This is a genomic window from Uruburuella testudinis (assembly GCF_022870865.1).
Taxonomy (GTDB): Bacteria; Pseudomonadota; Gammaproteobacteria; order Burkholderiales; family Neisseriaceae; genus Neisseria; species Neisseria testudinis.
Genome location: NZ_CP091508.1, coordinates 1139918 through 1155269 on the forward strand (window position 1 = coordinate 1139918; position 15352 = coordinate 1155269).

Annotated in this window: 14 protein-coding genes and 1 riboswitch; of the genes, 8 read left to right on the forward strand and 6 right to left on the reverse strand. The window is 55.3% G+C overall.

Going from position 1 to position 15352, the window contains the following annotated elements:
* The first annotated feature begins 6 nt into the window (after positions 1-6).
* The 3 genes from LVJ83_RS05325 to LVJ83_RS05335 all read left to right on the forward strand — a co-directional run bounded on the left by LVJ83_RS05325 (position 7) and on the right by LVJ83_RS05335 (position 1884).
* On the forward strand, positions 7-492 hold the full coding sequence (locus LVJ83_RS05325) for a YbaK/EbsC family protein (protein ID WP_244787020.1): 486 nt from the start codon (positions 7-9) through the stop codon (positions 490-492).
* Positions 493-506: 14 nt separating this feature from the next.
* Positions 507-872 carry a DUF4870 family protein gene (locus LVJ83_RS05330; RefSeq protein ID WP_244787022.1) on the forward strand — a complete coding sequence of 122 codons (366 nt, stop codon included), beginning with the start codon at positions 507-509 and terminating at the stop codon, positions 870-872.
* 136 nt (positions 873-1008) lie between these two features.
* Positions 1009-1884 (forward strand): EamA family transporter, encoded by an 876-nt coding sequence (locus tag LVJ83_RS05335; protein ID WP_244787024.1) that lies wholly within the window; start codon positions 1009-1011, stop codon positions 1882-1884.
* Positions 1885-2161: 277 nt separating this feature from the next.
* On the opposite strand, the gene lgt is transcribed toward LVJ83_RS05335, so the two are convergent.
* On the reverse strand, positions 2162-3016 hold the full coding sequence (lgt, locus tag LVJ83_RS05340; RefSeq protein WP_244787026.1) for a prolipoprotein diacylglyceryl transferase: 855 nt from the start codon (positions 3014-3016) through the stop codon (positions 2162-2164).
* A 388-nt stretch (positions 3017-3404) separates the two neighbouring features.
* On the opposite strand from lgt, the gene ilvD reads away from it, so the two are divergent.
* Complete coding sequence (ilvD, locus tag LVJ83_RS05345) at positions 3405-5270, forward strand: dihydroxy-acid dehydratase (protein ID WP_244787028.1); 1866 nt, start codon at positions 3405-3407, stop codon at positions 5268-5270.
* A gap of 318 nt (positions 5271-5588) precedes the next feature.
* On the opposite strand, the gene LVJ83_RS05350 is transcribed toward ilvD, so the two are convergent.
* A complete protein-coding gene (locus LVJ83_RS05350; RefSeq protein ID WP_244787029.1) occupies positions 5589-5894 on the reverse strand; it encodes a hypothetical protein in 306 nt (101 codons plus the stop codon).
* Between the two features lie 110 nt (positions 5895-6004).
* Positions 6005-6115: riboswitch (SAM-I-IV-variant riboswitch) on the reverse strand.
* A 100-nt stretch (positions 6116-6215) separates the two neighbouring features.
* Between LVJ83_RS05350 and cysM the strand changes: the two genes are divergently transcribed.
* Complete coding sequence (cysM, locus tag LVJ83_RS05355) at positions 6216-7109, forward strand: cysteine synthase CysM (RefSeq protein WP_244787031.1); 894 nt, start codon at positions 6216-6218, stop codon at positions 7107-7109.
* A gap of 103 nt (positions 7110-7212) precedes the next feature.
* On the opposite strand, the gene LVJ83_RS05360 is transcribed toward cysM, so the two are convergent.
* Positions 7213-8181: a LysR substrate-binding domain-containing protein gene (locus LVJ83_RS05360; RefSeq protein ID WP_244787034.1), complete on the reverse strand. Its 969-nt coding sequence runs from the start codon at positions 8179-8181 to the stop codon at positions 7213-7215.
* 161 nt (positions 8182-8342) lie between these two features.
* On the opposite strand from LVJ83_RS05360, the gene argS reads away from it, so the two are divergent.
* Positions 8343-10061 (forward strand): arginine--tRNA ligase, encoded by a 1719-nt coding sequence (argS, locus tag LVJ83_RS05365; protein WP_244787036.1) that lies wholly within the window; start codon positions 8343-8345, stop codon positions 10059-10061.
* Positions 10062-10195: 134 nt separating this feature from the next.
* The gene (locus LVJ83_RS05370; protein ID WP_244787038.1) at positions 10196-10786 is read left to right on the forward strand and encodes a DUF2238 domain-containing protein; all 591 of its coding nucleotides are present in this window, start codon (positions 10196-10198) and stop codon (positions 10784-10786) included.
* 156 nt (positions 10787-10942) lie between these two features.
* On the opposite strand, the gene LVJ83_RS05375 is transcribed toward LVJ83_RS05370, so the two are convergent.
* Positions 10943-11707 (reverse strand): TatD family hydrolase, encoded by a 765-nt coding sequence (locus LVJ83_RS05375; RefSeq protein WP_244787040.1) that lies wholly within the window; start codon positions 11705-11707, stop codon positions 10943-10945.
* 66 nt (positions 11708-11773) lie between these two features.
* Complete coding sequence (locus LVJ83_RS05380) at positions 11774-12682, reverse strand: Dyp-type peroxidase (RefSeq protein ID WP_244787042.1); 909 nt, start codon at positions 12680-12682, stop codon at positions 11774-11776.
* Positions 12683-13088: 406 nt separating this feature from the next.
* On the opposite strand from LVJ83_RS05380, the gene LVJ83_RS05385 reads away from it, so the two are divergent.
* Positions 13089-14138: a metallophosphoesterase gene (locus LVJ83_RS05385; protein WP_425316027.1), complete on the forward strand. Its 1050-nt coding sequence runs from the start codon at positions 13089-13091 to the stop codon at positions 14136-14138.
* A gap of 210 nt (positions 14139-14348) precedes the next feature.
* On the opposite strand, the gene LVJ83_RS05390 is transcribed toward LVJ83_RS05385, so the two are convergent.
* Positions 14349-15347 carry an AraC family transcriptional regulator gene (locus tag LVJ83_RS05390; RefSeq protein ID WP_244787046.1) on the reverse strand — a complete coding sequence of 333 codons (999 nt, stop codon included), beginning with the start codon at positions 15345-15347 and terminating at the stop codon, positions 14349-14351.
* Between the last annotated feature and the right edge of the window lie 5 nt (positions 15348-15352).

Below are 15352 nucleotides of genomic sequence, written 5' to 3' on the forward strand. Positions count from 1 at the left end.
CCTGATATGAGCAAATCCGATTACCCCGTTACCCCGGCCATCCGTTTTTTGCGGGCACACAATATTGATTTTGAAGCGCACGTTTTAAATTATATCGAACACGGCGGCACGGCTTATGCAGCAGCGCAATTGAATGTGCCCGAGCGTCAGATGATTAAAACCATCGTGCTGCAAAATGAGCGGAAAAAAGGGCTGATTGTGTTGATGCACGGCGATAAGGAAGTGTCTACCCGCAATCTTGCCCGCGAGTTGGGTATGAAGCATATTGAGCTGGCCGATGCCGGGCAGGCGCATAAATGGACAGGTTACCTTTTCGGCGGCACCAGCCCTTTCGGCACCAAAGCCGCCTTGCCGGTCTATGTGGAACACAGTATTTTCGATTTGGCGCTCATCTACATCAACGGCGGCAAGCGCGGTTTTCTGGTTGCCCTCCGCCCCGAAGCGCTGAGCAGCCTCAATCCGGTCAGCGTGAGCGTTGCCACCGATGCTTAAACGAAAGGAAAAACATGAGTCACGATATTATCGAACACCAAAATCTGCCTGCCCCTGAAAACCTGCGCACTTACGCCATGGTGGTGTATGCGCTTTATCTGGCTTCGCTGGTGGTGGGCATCACTTTGCTGGTGGGGGTGATTATGGCCTATGTGAAGCGCGGCGATATGCGCCACACCCTTTATTACAACCACATGCAGTATTTGATTAAAACTTTTTGGTACAGCGTGTTGGGCTTTTTTATCGGCGGCATTACCCTGGCGCTGGCCGTTGGCGGCCTGATTTTGGTGGTGGTGAGCATTTGGTTTATCTACCGCGTGGTGGCCGGTTTTATCAAGCTTTACGACGGCAAAAGTGTATCGCCTGAGGGCTGGCTGTGAGCTTTGGCAAGCAACATGTGCTGGTTGAGGCCGTCTGAAACCCATTCATAAAAATAACCCAACAGTGTTGTCCAGCCTTGTTATCTTGCTCGTGAATGGGTAGAAGCATTGCGGCAAACCTTTTTGAAAAGCAATCATGCATTATTTGATAATCAGCATCGTGTGCAGCGTGGCTGTGGCGGTGTTGCTGAAAATTTCCCGTAGTAAAAAAATCGACATCGAGCAGGCTGTGGCGGTGAATTATCTGGCCGCCATTGCTTTATGCATGTGGTTTCTCAAGCCCGAACTGGGCGCTTGGAAAAGCCATCTGCCGGATTGGTGGCTGTTTGCGGCGCTGGGTGTTTTATTGCCGGCGGTGTTTGTGGTGATGGGGCGGGCGGTGGCGCATACCGGCATTGTGAAATCTGATGCAGCGCAGCGCTTGTCGTTATTTTTACCGATTGCCGCTTCATTTTTGATTTTCGGCGAAACATTATCGCCAGGGCGCTTGATCGGCATCGTATTGGCATTTGTGGCTTTGTTGTGCCTGCTGTGGAAAGGCGGAGGCGGCAACAAAGCAGGCGCTTCCGTCACCGAGGCCGGATTGTTGTTGGGCGTGTGGGCGGGCTATGGCGTGATTGATATCCTGTTTAAACAAGTGGCCAAAAGCGGCACGGCTTTTTCCGGCAATTTATTGGTGGCGTTTTGTGTGGCGGCGGTGCTGATGTTCGGCTATTTGTTTTACAAAGGCAGCAAATGGACGGCCGCCGGCATACTCGGCGGCCTGCTGCTCGGCTGTTTGAACTTCGCCAATATTTTGTTTTACATCCGCGCCCATCAGGTATTCAGCAGCAATCCGACCTTGGTATTCGCCGGCATGAATATCGGCGTGATTGTATTGGGCACACTGGTGGGGGCGCTGGTGTTTAAAGAAAAAATCAGCCAGATTAATGCTGCCGGTATTGCAGTGGCCGTGGCGGCAATCGGGTGTTTGTTTTATTGGCCGTATATCGCGCGGCTGGCCGGGTTGTAGCAGATTTGATGCCCGTTTGCAAAGGTAAACGCAGCCACTGTATTTTTGCCCGGCGGAGTTAAAAATACAGTGGCTACACTTGCTGTCTGGCAGCATTCGTTTGGTGTTGCAGCGCTCTGTTTCCCCTTCGTCCTAACGGGGGCAGGGTGGGGTGAAGCCGTGAAGGATTTTATATCTCACGGATTATGTTATCCCGAACTCACGTTATATATATTCGCCCTATATCAAAAGGCCGTCTGAAAAGATTTTCAGACGGCCTTGCTTTCAAAATATTATTTTATGCTGTTGCGTTGCGTTTGCCGAAATACACAAAGCCGGCAATGCCAAGCACAATCATCGGCAGGCTCAGCCATTGCCCCATCGACAAGCCCAATGTGAGCAGGCCGAGGTAGTCGTCGGGCTGGCGGGCGAATTCGGCAAGAAAGCGGAAAAAACCGTAACCGGCTAAAAACACCATGGCCACTTGGCCGGTGGGGCGCGGTTTTTTGGAAAACAGCCACACAATCACAAACAGCGCCACGCCTTCCAGCGCAAATTGGTAAAGTTGCGAAGGGTGGCGCGGCAGCATGCCGTATTCGGCCAGCCACATTGCCCATGGCGGGTTGTGGGCGGCGGCGGCCACATCTTCATAACGCGCTTGCGGGAAACCCATTGCCCAAAATGCATTGAGGTCGGTGACGCGCCCCCACAACTCGCCGTTGATAAAATTACCGAGCCGGCCTGAAGCCAGCCCCAGCGGCACCAGCGGCGCCACAAAATCGGCCACTTTCCAAAAGCCGATGTTGTGTTTGCGGCCAAACAGCCACATCGCCGCCAGCACGCCCAAAAAGCCGCCGTGAAACGACATACCGCCTTCCCACACTTTGAAAATATCCAGCGGATTGGCCAGATAGTCGGATAATTTGTAAAACAATACATAGCCCAAACGGCCGCCCAGAATCACGCCGAACACGCCCCAGGTCAGAAAATCATCCAGCATTTCTTTGGTAAACACGCTGTTGCCCTGCGCAATGCGGCGGCGGCCCAGCCAGATAAACAAAATAAAGCCGACAATGTAGCTGAGCGCATACCAGCGCACGGCCAGCGGGCCGAGGCTGATTAAAACCGGGTCGAACTGCGGATGTATCATCATGATGTATGGCCTTGAAGTTTTTTCAGACGGCCATTATAGCCGAAAGGGGCGCGGGTGTTGCAGCGGCAAGCGTAATGAAAAGCTAAAGGCAGCGGGTGCATGCAGTCAGCCGGCTGAGTAAACGGGCATAAAAGGCCGTCTGAAAAACGATAAAAACACATCAGACATTTTGTCGGCTGTTTAATTGTCAACGATTGGTATAAAATACGCTCAAGCTTTTATTATTCATAATAAAGGCCGTCTGAAACGTTCAGACGGCCTTAGGGTGTTCTGATGGGTCATCAATGAGGGGATTTTGACTCCTGAAAACGCAGCAGATGCGTTTGCAGGGGTAAAAAGCACCCGCAATCAACACATCAGGATGCCCTAGTATTTTCAAGGAAAAACCATGCCAGCCTACCGCTCCAAAACCTCTACCCACGGCCGCAATATGGCCGGCGCGCGCGCGCTGTGGCGTGCCACAGGTATGGCCGATGATGATTTCGGCAAGCCGATTATCGCCATTGCCAACTCGTTTACCCAGTTTGTGCCCGGCCATGTACACCTGCACAATATGGGCCAACTGGTGGCGCGCGAGATTGAAAAAGCGGGCGGCATCGCCAAAGAATTCAACACCATCGCCGTAGACGACGGCATCGCCATGGGGCACGGCGGCATGCTCTACAGCCTGCCCAGCCGCGATTTGATTGCCGATTCGGTGGAATATATGGTTAACGCCCACTGCGCCGATGCGCTGGTGTGCATCTCGAATTGCGACAAAATCACCCCCGGCATGCTGATGGCCGCCTTGCGCCTGAATATTCCCACCGTATTTGTGTCCGGCGGGCCGATGGAAGCGGGCAAAGTAATCGGCGTGGCCAATATAGTCGACGAGCGCAAGCTGGATTTGGTCGACGCCATGGTAGATGCCGCCGACGACACTATCAGCGATGAAGCAGTGGCCGCGGTAGAGCGCAGCGCCTGCCCCACCTGCGGTTCGTGTTCCGGCATGTTTACCGCCAATTCGATGAACTGCCTTACCGAAGCGCTGGGCCTGTCGCTGCCGGGCAACGGCTCGCTGCTGGCCACCCACGCCGGCCGCAAAGAGCTGTTTCTCGAAGCCGGCCGCCTGATTGTAGAAATCACCAAGCGCTATTACGAGCAGGATGACGAACGCGTATTGCCGCGCAATATCGCCACCAAAGCCGCCTTTGAAAACGCCATGAGCCTCGATGTGGCCATGGGCGGCTCTACCAACACCGTATTGCACCTTTTAGCCGCCGCATCCGAGGCCGGCGTGGATTTCAAAATGGCCGATATCGACCGCATCAGCCGCCGTGTGCCGTGCCTGTGCAAAGTCGCCCCCGCCACCCAAAAATACCACATGGAAGACGTGCACCGTGCCGGCGGCGTGATGGGCATTTTGGCCGAACTCGACCGCGCCGGCTGTCTGCAAACCGAAGTATCTGTTATACATGCCAACTCTTTGGCCGATGCCTTGGCGCAATGGGACATCACCAACCCCGCCAACACTGAAGCGCATGCCCGTTATAAAGCCGCACCCGGCGGCGTGCGCACCACCGAAGCTTTTTCGCAAAACCGCCAATGGCCGAGCCTCGACCTTGATCGTGAAAACGGCTGTATCCGCAGCAAAGCGCACGCCTATTCGCAAGATGGCGGCTTGGCCGTATTGTTCGGCAACATCGCCGAGCGCGGTTGTGTGGTGAAAACCGCCGGTGTGGATGACAGCATTCTCAAATTCAACGGCCGCGCCCGCGTGTTTGAAAGCCAAGATGCCGCCGTGGCCGCCATTCTCGACAACCAAATCGTGGCCGGCGACATCGTGATTATCCGCTACGAAGGCCCCAAAGGCGGCCCCGGCATGCAGGAAATGCTTTACCCCACCTCTTATCTGAAATCCAAAGGCTTGGGCAAAGAATGCGCATTGCTGACCGACGGCCGTTTTTCAGGCGGCACCTCAGGCTTGAGCATCGGCCACGTTTCGCCTGAAGCCGCAGAAGGCGGCGCCATCGGTTTGGCGGAAGAGGGCGACACAGTGGAAATCGATATCCCCAACCGCAGCATCAACCTGGCCGTGTCGTTTGAAGAGCTTGAGCGCCGCCGCGAAGCCATGGAAGCACGCGGTGCGAAAGCTTGGAAACCGCAAAACCGCGACCGCTATGTGTCTGCCGCCTTGCGCGCCTATGCCGCCATGACCACATCGGCCGACACCGGCGCAGTGCGTGATGTGTCGCAGGTTGAACGTCAAGACTAATGGTTTTAAAATCAATAACAAAGGCCGTCTGAAGCGTAAGTTTCAGACGGCCTTTGTCGGGTAGGGGCTAGGGTGTCCTGGCCATTCGATTTATGGGTGTATTTTGCTCCTGCTGCGTTAAAAAGCCTCGCAAGATGTCCAATCTTGCTGCGTTTTTTGCCTGGCATCTGCATTTCATAAACGAATGGTCAGGACACTCTAGGGTGTCCTGACCATTCATAATGATTCAGATTTTTTGCGCTAAAAGCACATCTGCTGCGTTTTCAGGAGCAAAATGCACCCGTATATCGACACATCAGGACACCTTAGGGGTGATTTTCAGGCGGCATGGCGGCCGCGCTCGTTGTTGAATTCACGCACATAAGCCACCAGCGCAGTGATGCAGCCGTCGATATCGTCGACACCGGCCAAAAACAAAATCGTGCGCAGCGACGACAAATCATGATCGGCCACCAAGGGTGCTGCATATTGGTTGGGAAACGCCAGCGGGCAGAGCCACAGCTTGTCTTCGGGGCGGTAGATGCCCAGAATTTCGTTGCGGCCGTTGTGGCGGTGCAGGGTAAACTGCACGGCGGCGCTGGCGGGTATGGCCTGTGTGGAAAGCTCGAGTTGATGAATCTGCATCAGTGGTTCCTTTTCCTGTTTAGCATTTTGGGCAGCAATTGGGAGTAAATCGCCCGGGGGTGCGGATATTGCGCAAGCTGATAAAAAGCACCCTGTAAGCCGAAAGCCGGGTGCGTTGCCGTGTTTGCCGGCAGCTTTCCGGCTGCGGCCACATCTGCGCCTGCGTTCCACCTTGCCGGCAAAGGCAGGTTGGCATGGTTTCCCAACTCATGATGTCAAGCCATCTTAATGCCGGCGCATTTACGCTGTCAACTGCTTTGATGATATTCATCGGCGGCATTTTGTGATAAGTTTGCACATCGCTGAACACTCACCGCACGGATGATGAAAAAATACGATACTTTGGCCGATTGCGTCGGCCGCACGCCCCTGATCCGGCTGCAACGCGTGGCTGCACACACACAGGCAACGGTGCTGGCCAAGCTTGAAGGCGACAACCCCGCCGGTTCGGTTAAAGACCGCCCGGCTTTCAATATGATTGCGCAGGCCGAACAGCGCGGCGAAATCCGCCCCGGCGACAATCTGATTGAAGCCACCAGCGGCAACACCGGCATTGCGCTGGCGATGGTGGCGGCGATGAAAGGCTATACGCTCACGCTGCTGATGCCGAAAAACGCCACCCAAGAGCGCAAAGATGCGATGGCTGCCTACGGTGCCGTGCTGATTGAAACCGACAGCATGGAAGCCGCCCGCGATCAGGCGCTGGCGATGCAGGCGCAAGGCTTGGGCAAAGTGCTCGACCAGTTCAACAACCCCGACAACAAACAGGCGCACTACCTCACCACCGGCCCTGAAATCTGGGCGCAGACTGAGGGCAGAGTCACCCATTTCGTCAGCTCGATGGGCACCACCGGCACCATCACCGGGGTGGCCAAATATTTGAAAGAGCAAAACCCGGCTGTGCAGATTATCGGCCTGCAACCCGATGCCGAATCATCGATTGCCGGCATCCGCCGCTGGCCGGCCGAATATATGCCCGGCATTTTCGAGGCAGATTTGGTCGACCAAACGTTAGATGTCAATCAGAAAGATGCCGAGAAGTTCATGCGCGAAATGGCGAGAGAAGAAGGTGTGTTTGCCGGTGTGTCGTCGGGTGCGGCGGCCATGGTGGCGGTGGATATTGCCCGACAAAACCCCGGTGCGGTGGTGGTGTGTATTATCTGCGACCGCGGCGACCGTTATTTGTCGACCGGATTGTTCGGCAGAGCAGACTGACGGATACGGTATAACAGGCCGTCTGAAACCCATTGATTAAAATCATGGTTTTCAGACGGCCTGTCGATATTGTCAAACCAAAATATCAGGCGGCAACGCCGGGCTATTTTTGCAAACGGGTATACGCCTGAATCCATTCAATCATGATGCGCACTTTGGGTGTGGTGTCCATATTGGCCGGATACACCAGATAATAGGCGCCGTGCCGTTGCAGGCGGTGGGGCCAGGCCAGATGCAGTTGGCCGGCGGCCAGCTCGCGCTGCACCAGAATTTCCGGCACCAGTGCAATGCCGCAACCGCATTCGGCCGCATGGATAACGGCATAAAAAGAATCGAAGCGCGGGCCGTTGAACGTGCCCGCCCATTCGATATTTTGCGCCAGCAGATATTCGTGCCATGCCCGCGGCCGCACGCGCGACTGTATCAGAATATAATCGGTTGATGTGGTGATGTCGGCCAACGGCGGCGGTGAAATCTGCGGTGCGCACACCGCCACAAAATGGCCGTCAAACAACTTGATGCTGGCCAGCCCCGGCCAAACACCATCACCGTGTAAAAAGCCGATGTCCATATTTTGGTTGAATTCAGCGCAAAAATCGCCCAGCTCATCGTGAATATCCAAGTGGATGTGGGGGTGGGCTTTGCCGAAGCCTTTCAGGGCGGGAATCAGCCAGCGGGCGCCGAAAGTAGGGTGGGTGGAAATGCGCAGGGTGTCCGCCTCACTGCCGTGCGCCAACACATTCAATACGGCGTGTTCCAAATGGCTGAGCATTTCTTGGGCTTCTGTTAAAAACAGTTTGCCTGTCGGCGTGAGCTGCAAACCGTGTTGCAGGCGGTGGAATAACAAGCCGTTGAGCGTGGTTTCCAGTTGCGCCACTTGTTTGCTCACCGCACTTTGCGTCATGTGCAGCTCTTGCGCCGCCTTGGTAAAGCTCAGGTGGCGGGCCGAGGTTTCAAAGCATTGTAAAGATGAAACCGACGGAAATTTTTTGGCAGCCAGTTTTTTCATGATGATATCGCTGTAATGGTGTGTGTTGAAGAGCGGTTGCAAGTTGATGATAGCGAAAAACATGATAACCGTCACTCGCCGGGAAAGCCTTGAGGCCGTCTGAAAAAGCCTTTCGCTGTTATCGTGAAAGCGGTAAAATAGCGTGAAAATTTTAAGATGAAATATCAGGCCGTCTGAAAAGTGTTGTAGGGTTTCAGACGGCCTGTCGATATTGAAAGCATAATATGAATCTACACCAAACCGTAGCCGCTGAAGCTGAAGCGGCTTTTGCCGCCGCCGGCATTGCCGGAAACCCGGTGGTTTTGCAGCCGGCCAAAAATGCCGATTTCGGCGATTTTCAGATTAACGGCGTGATGGGGGCGGCCAAAAAGGCCAAACAAAATCCGCGCGAGCTGGCGCAAAAAGTGGCCGATGCGCTGGCGGGTAATCAGGTGGTCGAATCGGCCGAAGTGGCGGGGCCGGGTTTTATCAATCTGCGCCTGAAGGCGGCATTTTTGGCGCAAAACATTGAATCGGCGCTTTCAGACGGCCATCTGAATGTGCGCCAAAGCATGCATCCGCAAACGGTAGTGATTGATTATTCCTCGCCCAATCTGGCCAAAGAAATGCATGTCGGCCATTTGCGTTCGAGCATTATCGGCGACAGCATTGCCCGCGTATTGCGCTATCTCGGCCACCACGTGATTGCGCAAAACCACGTGGGCGACTGGGGCACGCAGTTCGGCATGTTGGTGGCGTATATGGTGGAGCAGCAGCAGGATAACGCTGAATTCAAGTTGGCCGATTTGGAGCAGTTTTACCGCAGCGCCAAAATCCGTTTCGACGAGAGCCCCGAATTTGCCGACGCCGCGCGTGAATATGTGGTGAAACTGCAAGGCGGTGATGAAACCGTGTTGGCATTGTGGCGGCAGTTTGTGGCGGTTTCGCTGCAACACGCACAAGCGGTTTACGATACGCTGGGCTTAAAGCTCACGCCCGCCGATGTGGCCGGCGAATCGATGTATAACCATGATTTGCAAACCGTGGTGGATGATTTGAGCGCCAAAGGGCTGGCGGTAGACGATGACGGCGCCAAAGTGGTGTTTTTAGATGAATTTAAAAACCAAGACGGCGAGCCGGCGGCATTTATCGTGCAAAAACAAGGCGGCGGCTTTTTATACGCCAGCACCGATTTGGCCTGCGTGCGCCATCGTGTCGGCCGTCTGAAAGGCGAGCGTTTGCTGTATGTGGTCGATACCCGCCAAAAACTGCATTTCGAACAATTATTTACCACTTCACGCAAAGCCGGCTACCTGCCTGAAAATGTCGCCGCCGAATTTATCGGTTTCGGCACCATGATGGGCAAAGACGGCAAGCCGTTTAAAACCCGCAGCGGCGATACCGTGAAGCTGGTGGATTTGCTCGATGAAGCGGTGGAACGCGCCACCGTGCTGGTGCAAAGTAAAAATGCAGATTTGGGCGCAGACGAAGCGGCACAAATCGGCCGCACTGTAGGCATCGGCGCCGTGAAATACGCCGATTTGAGCAAAAACCGCAGCAGCGATTATGTGTTTGATTGGGAAACCATGCTCAGCTTTGAGGGCAACACCGCGCCTTATCTGCAATACGCCTACACCCGCGTGCAGAGCGTGTTCCGCAAGGCGGGCGCATGGAATCAAAACGCCGCCGTGATATTGGATGCGCCGTTGGAAAAACAACTGGCGGTGGAGCTGCTGAAATTTGAAGATGTGTTGCAAAGCGTGGCCGAAACGTGTTATCCGCATTATCTGGCCGCTTATCTCTATCAAGTGGCCACCTTGTTCAGCCGCTTCTACGAAGCCTGCCCGATTCTGAAAGCCGAAGGCGCCACACGCGACAGCCGCCTGCAACTGGCGAAGCTGACGGGCGAAACGCTCAAGCAAGGCTTGGATTTGCTGGGCATTCAAACGCTGGAAGTGATGTAACGACAGGCCGTCTGAAAAAGGTTTCAGACGGCCTTTTTTGTTTTATTGCGAATTTTCCTGCGGATTGCCGCATCGGCTGATTGGGTAGGGTTGCTGCCAAATAAAATTCATCAAGCACAGAAAGCAGGGTATCGATGAACCGTTATGATTGGATGTTGGTCATTTTCACCGCAGTGCTGGTGTGGTCGGGCATTGCGCCGAAAGATTATCCCACTTGGGCGCTGGAAGTTTCGCCTGCTGTGATCGGTGCGGTGTTGCTGGTGGCTACGCGCAAGCGTTTTCAGTTTAGTGATTTTGCTTATTGGGTGATGTTGGCGCATGCAGTGGTGTTGATGGTGGGCGGGCATTACACCTATGCCGAAGTGCCGCTGTTTGACTGGTTGCGCGAGCCGATGGGCTGGAGCCGCAATAATTACGATAAAGTCGGCCATTTTATGCAGGGATTTTCGCCGGCGGTGATCGCGTTGGAGATTTTGTGGCGCAATCAGGTGGTAAAAAGCCGCGGCTGGCTGGTGTTTCTCACCATTTGCGTGTGCATGGCCGTCAGCGCGGTGTATGAGTTGATTGAATGGCTGGTGGCGGTGCTCAGCCAAGAAGCCGCCGATGCCTTTCTCGGCACTCAGGGTTATGAGTGGGATACGCAGTCGGATATGCTTTGGTGTTTGATCGGCGCCTGCACCATGATGCTGCTGCAAGGGTTTGGCGGCGGTTTGCGCAGGCGTTGATACGGATAGGTGCGTGTTGGTTGGAGGCCGTCTGAAACATTTGTTTCAGACGGCCTTGGCATGTTGCTGCGATATTTGTGTAACAAAAATGCGGTGTTTGTTTGAATGGTTGGTTCTGCTTTTGCTTTTGCTTTTGTCAGGCGTTGCCAACAGCATTCAGGCCGTCTGAAAAGCCAGCAGTTGCGCCACATTTTGCTCGGTTTGGGCGGCGATTTCTGTGAGGGCGATGCCGCGCAGCGTGGCAACGGTTTCGGCGATTTTGCGCACGTTGGCGGGGGTGTTGGTTTGGTTTTTCAGCATAAACGGGCTGTCGGTTTCGAGCATGATGTGCGCCAGCGGCAATTCGGCAGCGGCACGGCGGGCTTTTTGGGCGGTGGGGTTGAGCAACAGCGAGCCGATGCCGATTTTCAAACCGCAGCCGATCAGTAATCGGGCTTCTTCAAGGCTGCCTGAAAAAGCGTGGGCAATGCCGCCTTGTGTGAAACCGGTTTGCCGGATGGCGGCCACGATGGCGGCGGTGGCTTTGAGGTTGTGCAGAATGACGGGGCGGCGGTGTTGTTCGGCCAATTCGAGTTGGGCGCACAATAGCTCGTTTTGCCGCGCACGTTGGGCTGCGGTTTGCTGTTTGCCGTAAAAATCAAGGCCGATTTCGCCGACCAGCGCGCGCGGATGCTGTTGGAGCAATGTGCCCAGACAGGCCAAATCGGCATCGGCGGCGGCTTCGGCAAACCACGGATGAATGCCGAGGGCGATATGCACATGCGGATGGCGGGCGAGCGCCAAAACGGCGTCAAAGTCGCTGCGTTGTGTGGCCGGCACGATAAACCGGCACACGCCGGCCTGCGCGGCATCGGCGAAGATGGCGGGCAGATTTGGGTTGAGCACGGGGTCGGCCAAATGGCAATGGGTGTCGGTAAGCATGGTGTTTGACGGTAGAGGCCGTCTGAAACATATTCATATTTAATGTTTCAGGCGGCCTCTACGGCTTTATAAACTGCGCAAGCGCTCGATACTCGGGGCGTAATAATAAGCGCCGGATACGGCAGTAGACATATGTTTGAGCAGCAGGTCGGTTTTGCCGTCGGTTTCGCCAAACATGCTGAGCAGCTGCGCTTCGATATTGTGCAGGTTGGCGCAATAGGCGATAAACATCAGCCCGTGTTCGCCCGATACAGTGCCGAAGGGCAGGCTGCGGCGCACGATTTTGAGGCCGATGCCGTTTTCTTTGAGGTTGGTGCGGCCGAGGTGCGAATCGGGCAGGCGCACATCTTTGCTGAATTCTTCGTTGGTCGCTTTGCTGCGCCCCACGCAGCGCTCTTGTTCCGCCACGCCCACATCGGCCCATTTTTTCAAATCGTGGCGGTATTTTTGCAGCAATACATAGCTGCCGCCGCAATCGGGGCTGCCGGCGCAGATGGTGCCGACCCGGGTAACGTTTTCATCGCCCTGCGGGTTTTCAGTGCCGTCGACAAAGCCGTCGAAGCCGCGCTCTTCCAGCAGGCGGAAACCGTGGGTTTCATCGGCTACGGTGATGTTGCCGCCGAACGCGGCGAGCACGTCGGTGGCCAGTGCGAAGTTGATGTCGTGGTGCAGTGAGGCGATGTGGATCATCACATCATGCTGCGTGGCCGGTGCCAAGCCGTTGCCGAGCGCCCGAAAAGGCTTGAGTTCGCGGCCTTCTTCGCAGTGGCCGAAGCTTTGCCACAGGCGGCTGCCGAAAGCGATGGTGAGGCCGAGGTTTGCTTGGGGAAATTGCTGTTGCAGCGCTGCCAGTGCATCAAGGCCGGTGAGGCAGGCTTGTTTGATGGCGTTTTCGCAGCCGGGCAGCACATCGGCTTCGATAAAAATACCGGCTTTACAATGGTCGGGCACAATGGCGCTTTGCGGGGTGGTCATATCGGCTCCTTGTTTGAATATTTTCTGCTGTGCATTATAACGCTTTTCAGTGATGCTTTCAGGCCGTCTGAAAAAATACAGCCGCCGGTGTATCAGGGCTCTGACCATTCATATAACATTATCTTTTTTGCGCTAAAAGCACATCTGCTGCGTTAAAAAGCCTCGCAAGATGCCCAATCTTGCTACGTTTTTTTGCCCGGCATCTGCATTTTCAGGAACAAAAATCCCCCCATAAACGAATGGTCGGCACACCCTGGTAGTTTATGAGTATTTCAGCAGCCGCCGATTGCGTTTCTTTACTTTTCAGACGGCCTTTGAGCGGCGGCGGCCATGATAAAATTGCGGGTTTTTCAAATAAGGATATCCGCCGGTGCGCACTGTGATTTTTGTTTTGGTGCTGCTGCTGATGCAGCTGTTTACCTTCGGCCTCGGCCGCTCGCTGCAATGGCTGTTTGCCGCCCGTATCGGCAAACGCGGCCGCCGTTGGCTGATGGCGGCGGCTTTTCTGATTACCAATGCGCTGATTGCCGGGCTGGTGTTGCAGCTGGGGCATGCGGTGTTCCGCTGGATGGCGCTGTGGATGGTGTTGCTGCTGTTTGTGATGTATGCGGCGCTGGCCACGTTTTTGCTTTATCTTGTGCTGTGCCGCGTGTTGGACGAGCGGCCGATGTCGCGCAGCTTGCGCTTGTTTGCGCCGCTGTTTTTTATCGGTTTGGCAGGCTGCGCCGTGTATAACGCCTACACGCCGGTGGTGCGCCATGCTGAAATCACCCTCAACAAACCGCTGGCCAAGCCCTTGCGCATCGGCATGGCCAGCGATTTGCACACCGGTATGCTGGTGGGCGCCCGCCAGCTCGACAAACTGGCCGATATCATGAACCGCGAACAAGTCGACATTATTTTGCTGCCCGGCGATTTGATGGACGACAATGTAGAAGCCTACCGCCAGGAAAACATGCAGCCGCATCTCGAAAAACTGCGTGCGCCTTTGGGCGTGTATGCCACTTTGGGCAACCATGATCTGTTCGGCCACGAGCGGGAGATTTATCAGGCGTTAACCCAAGCCGGCATCAAAGTGCTGACCAATGAAGTTGTGGAAACCGACGGGCTGCTGCTGGTCGGCCGTAATGACGATTTAGACGAACGCCGCCCGAGTACGGCGCAATTGCTGGCGGGGCAGAATACCGGGCTGCCGGTGATTCTGCTCGACCACCGCCCGACGCAAATCGAAGCGCACGCCCGCTTGCCGGTAGATATCCAGCTGTCCGGCCATGTTCACAACGGCCAGGTGGCGCCGGCCAATCTGATTGTGCGCTACCTTAATCGCTTGGCTTACGGTTATGAGCAAATCGGCAACGGCCATTTTTTTGTGACTTCCGGTTATGGTTTTTGGGGCGTGCCGATGCGCTTGGGGTCGCAATCGGAAGTGTGGGTGATTGATGTGAAAGGGCGCTAGGGTGTCCTGACCATTCGATTTATAGGTGCTTTTAGCGCAAAAAAGATGATGATATATGAATGGTTAGAACATCCTGGAAAACTGTTTAAACAAAGGCCGTCTGAAAGCAATTATGTTTCAGACGGCCTTTGTTTAAACAGTATTATTTCATTCGACGAAGTTGTTTAGGGTATCCCGACAAAGCAAACCGATGCCGGTTCCCAACTGCTGTCAAGCCAGCCCGTGCTGTTTGCGCCATTGCAGCGGGGAGATGCCGTGCCATTGGTGGAAGGCGCGGCTGAAGGAGTGGGTTTCTTGATAGCCGAGGTAAAAGGCGATTTCGCCGATGCCCATGTCTTGGCGTTGCAGCAGTTGTTCCGCCGTTTGTGCGCGGGTGGCTTCGAGCAGCCGGCCGAAGCTGAGGTTTTCGGCTTTCAGACGGCGTTGCAGGGTGCGCGGGGTGATAAACAGGCGGGCGGCGATTTGTTCGAGCGTGGGTTTGTTGCCGTTGAGCAGGCGGGCGATTTCCTGCTGCACTTGTTGTTGCAGGCTTTGCGGATAGGGCGCGCCGCTGTTTTGCGCCAACAGCGGTTGGAACAGGTGCAGCAGTTCGGCGTTGTGGTTGTTGAGCGGCAGCTCGAGGGTGCGGTTGGCGTAAACAATGGCATTGCGTTCGGCTTGCGTGATAATCGGGCAGCCAAAATAAGCCTGATAGCCCGGCGGAATGCGGTTGCGGGTGAGCTCGATCCGCAACGGGGCGGGTGTGGGGTTGAGGCTGAGGACGAGGGTGTGCTGGATGGAGCGGAAAAACATATCGCTGATGATGTCGGGTTCGGGCTGCTCGCTGAACGGCCATTGTGAGGAAACGGCGGTTTCTTCTGCGCTCCGGTCGATGCAGATCCGTTGCGGGCAGACCATTTTTTTGTAGCGCGCCAGCCGTTCGAGTGCGGCGAGAAAATGGCAGGAATGCATCATCACGATGGTGGCGGGGTCGCAGCCGGCCTGATTGTCGCCGCCGTCGATTTTCAGGCCGAGCAGCGGGTCGCCGCTTTGCTGTGCCACGGCTTGCCAAAAGGCGAAATAGTGCGCAGTCGGCAGGGTGGGGCGGCTGTCGGATAATACGGTCGGCGAAATGCCGGCCGCTTTCATCAGCTGCACGATGTCCATACCCATGCTGCTGATTTGGATTAAGATGTTGTGATTCAAGGGAAATTTATCGGGTGCGTGCATACGGT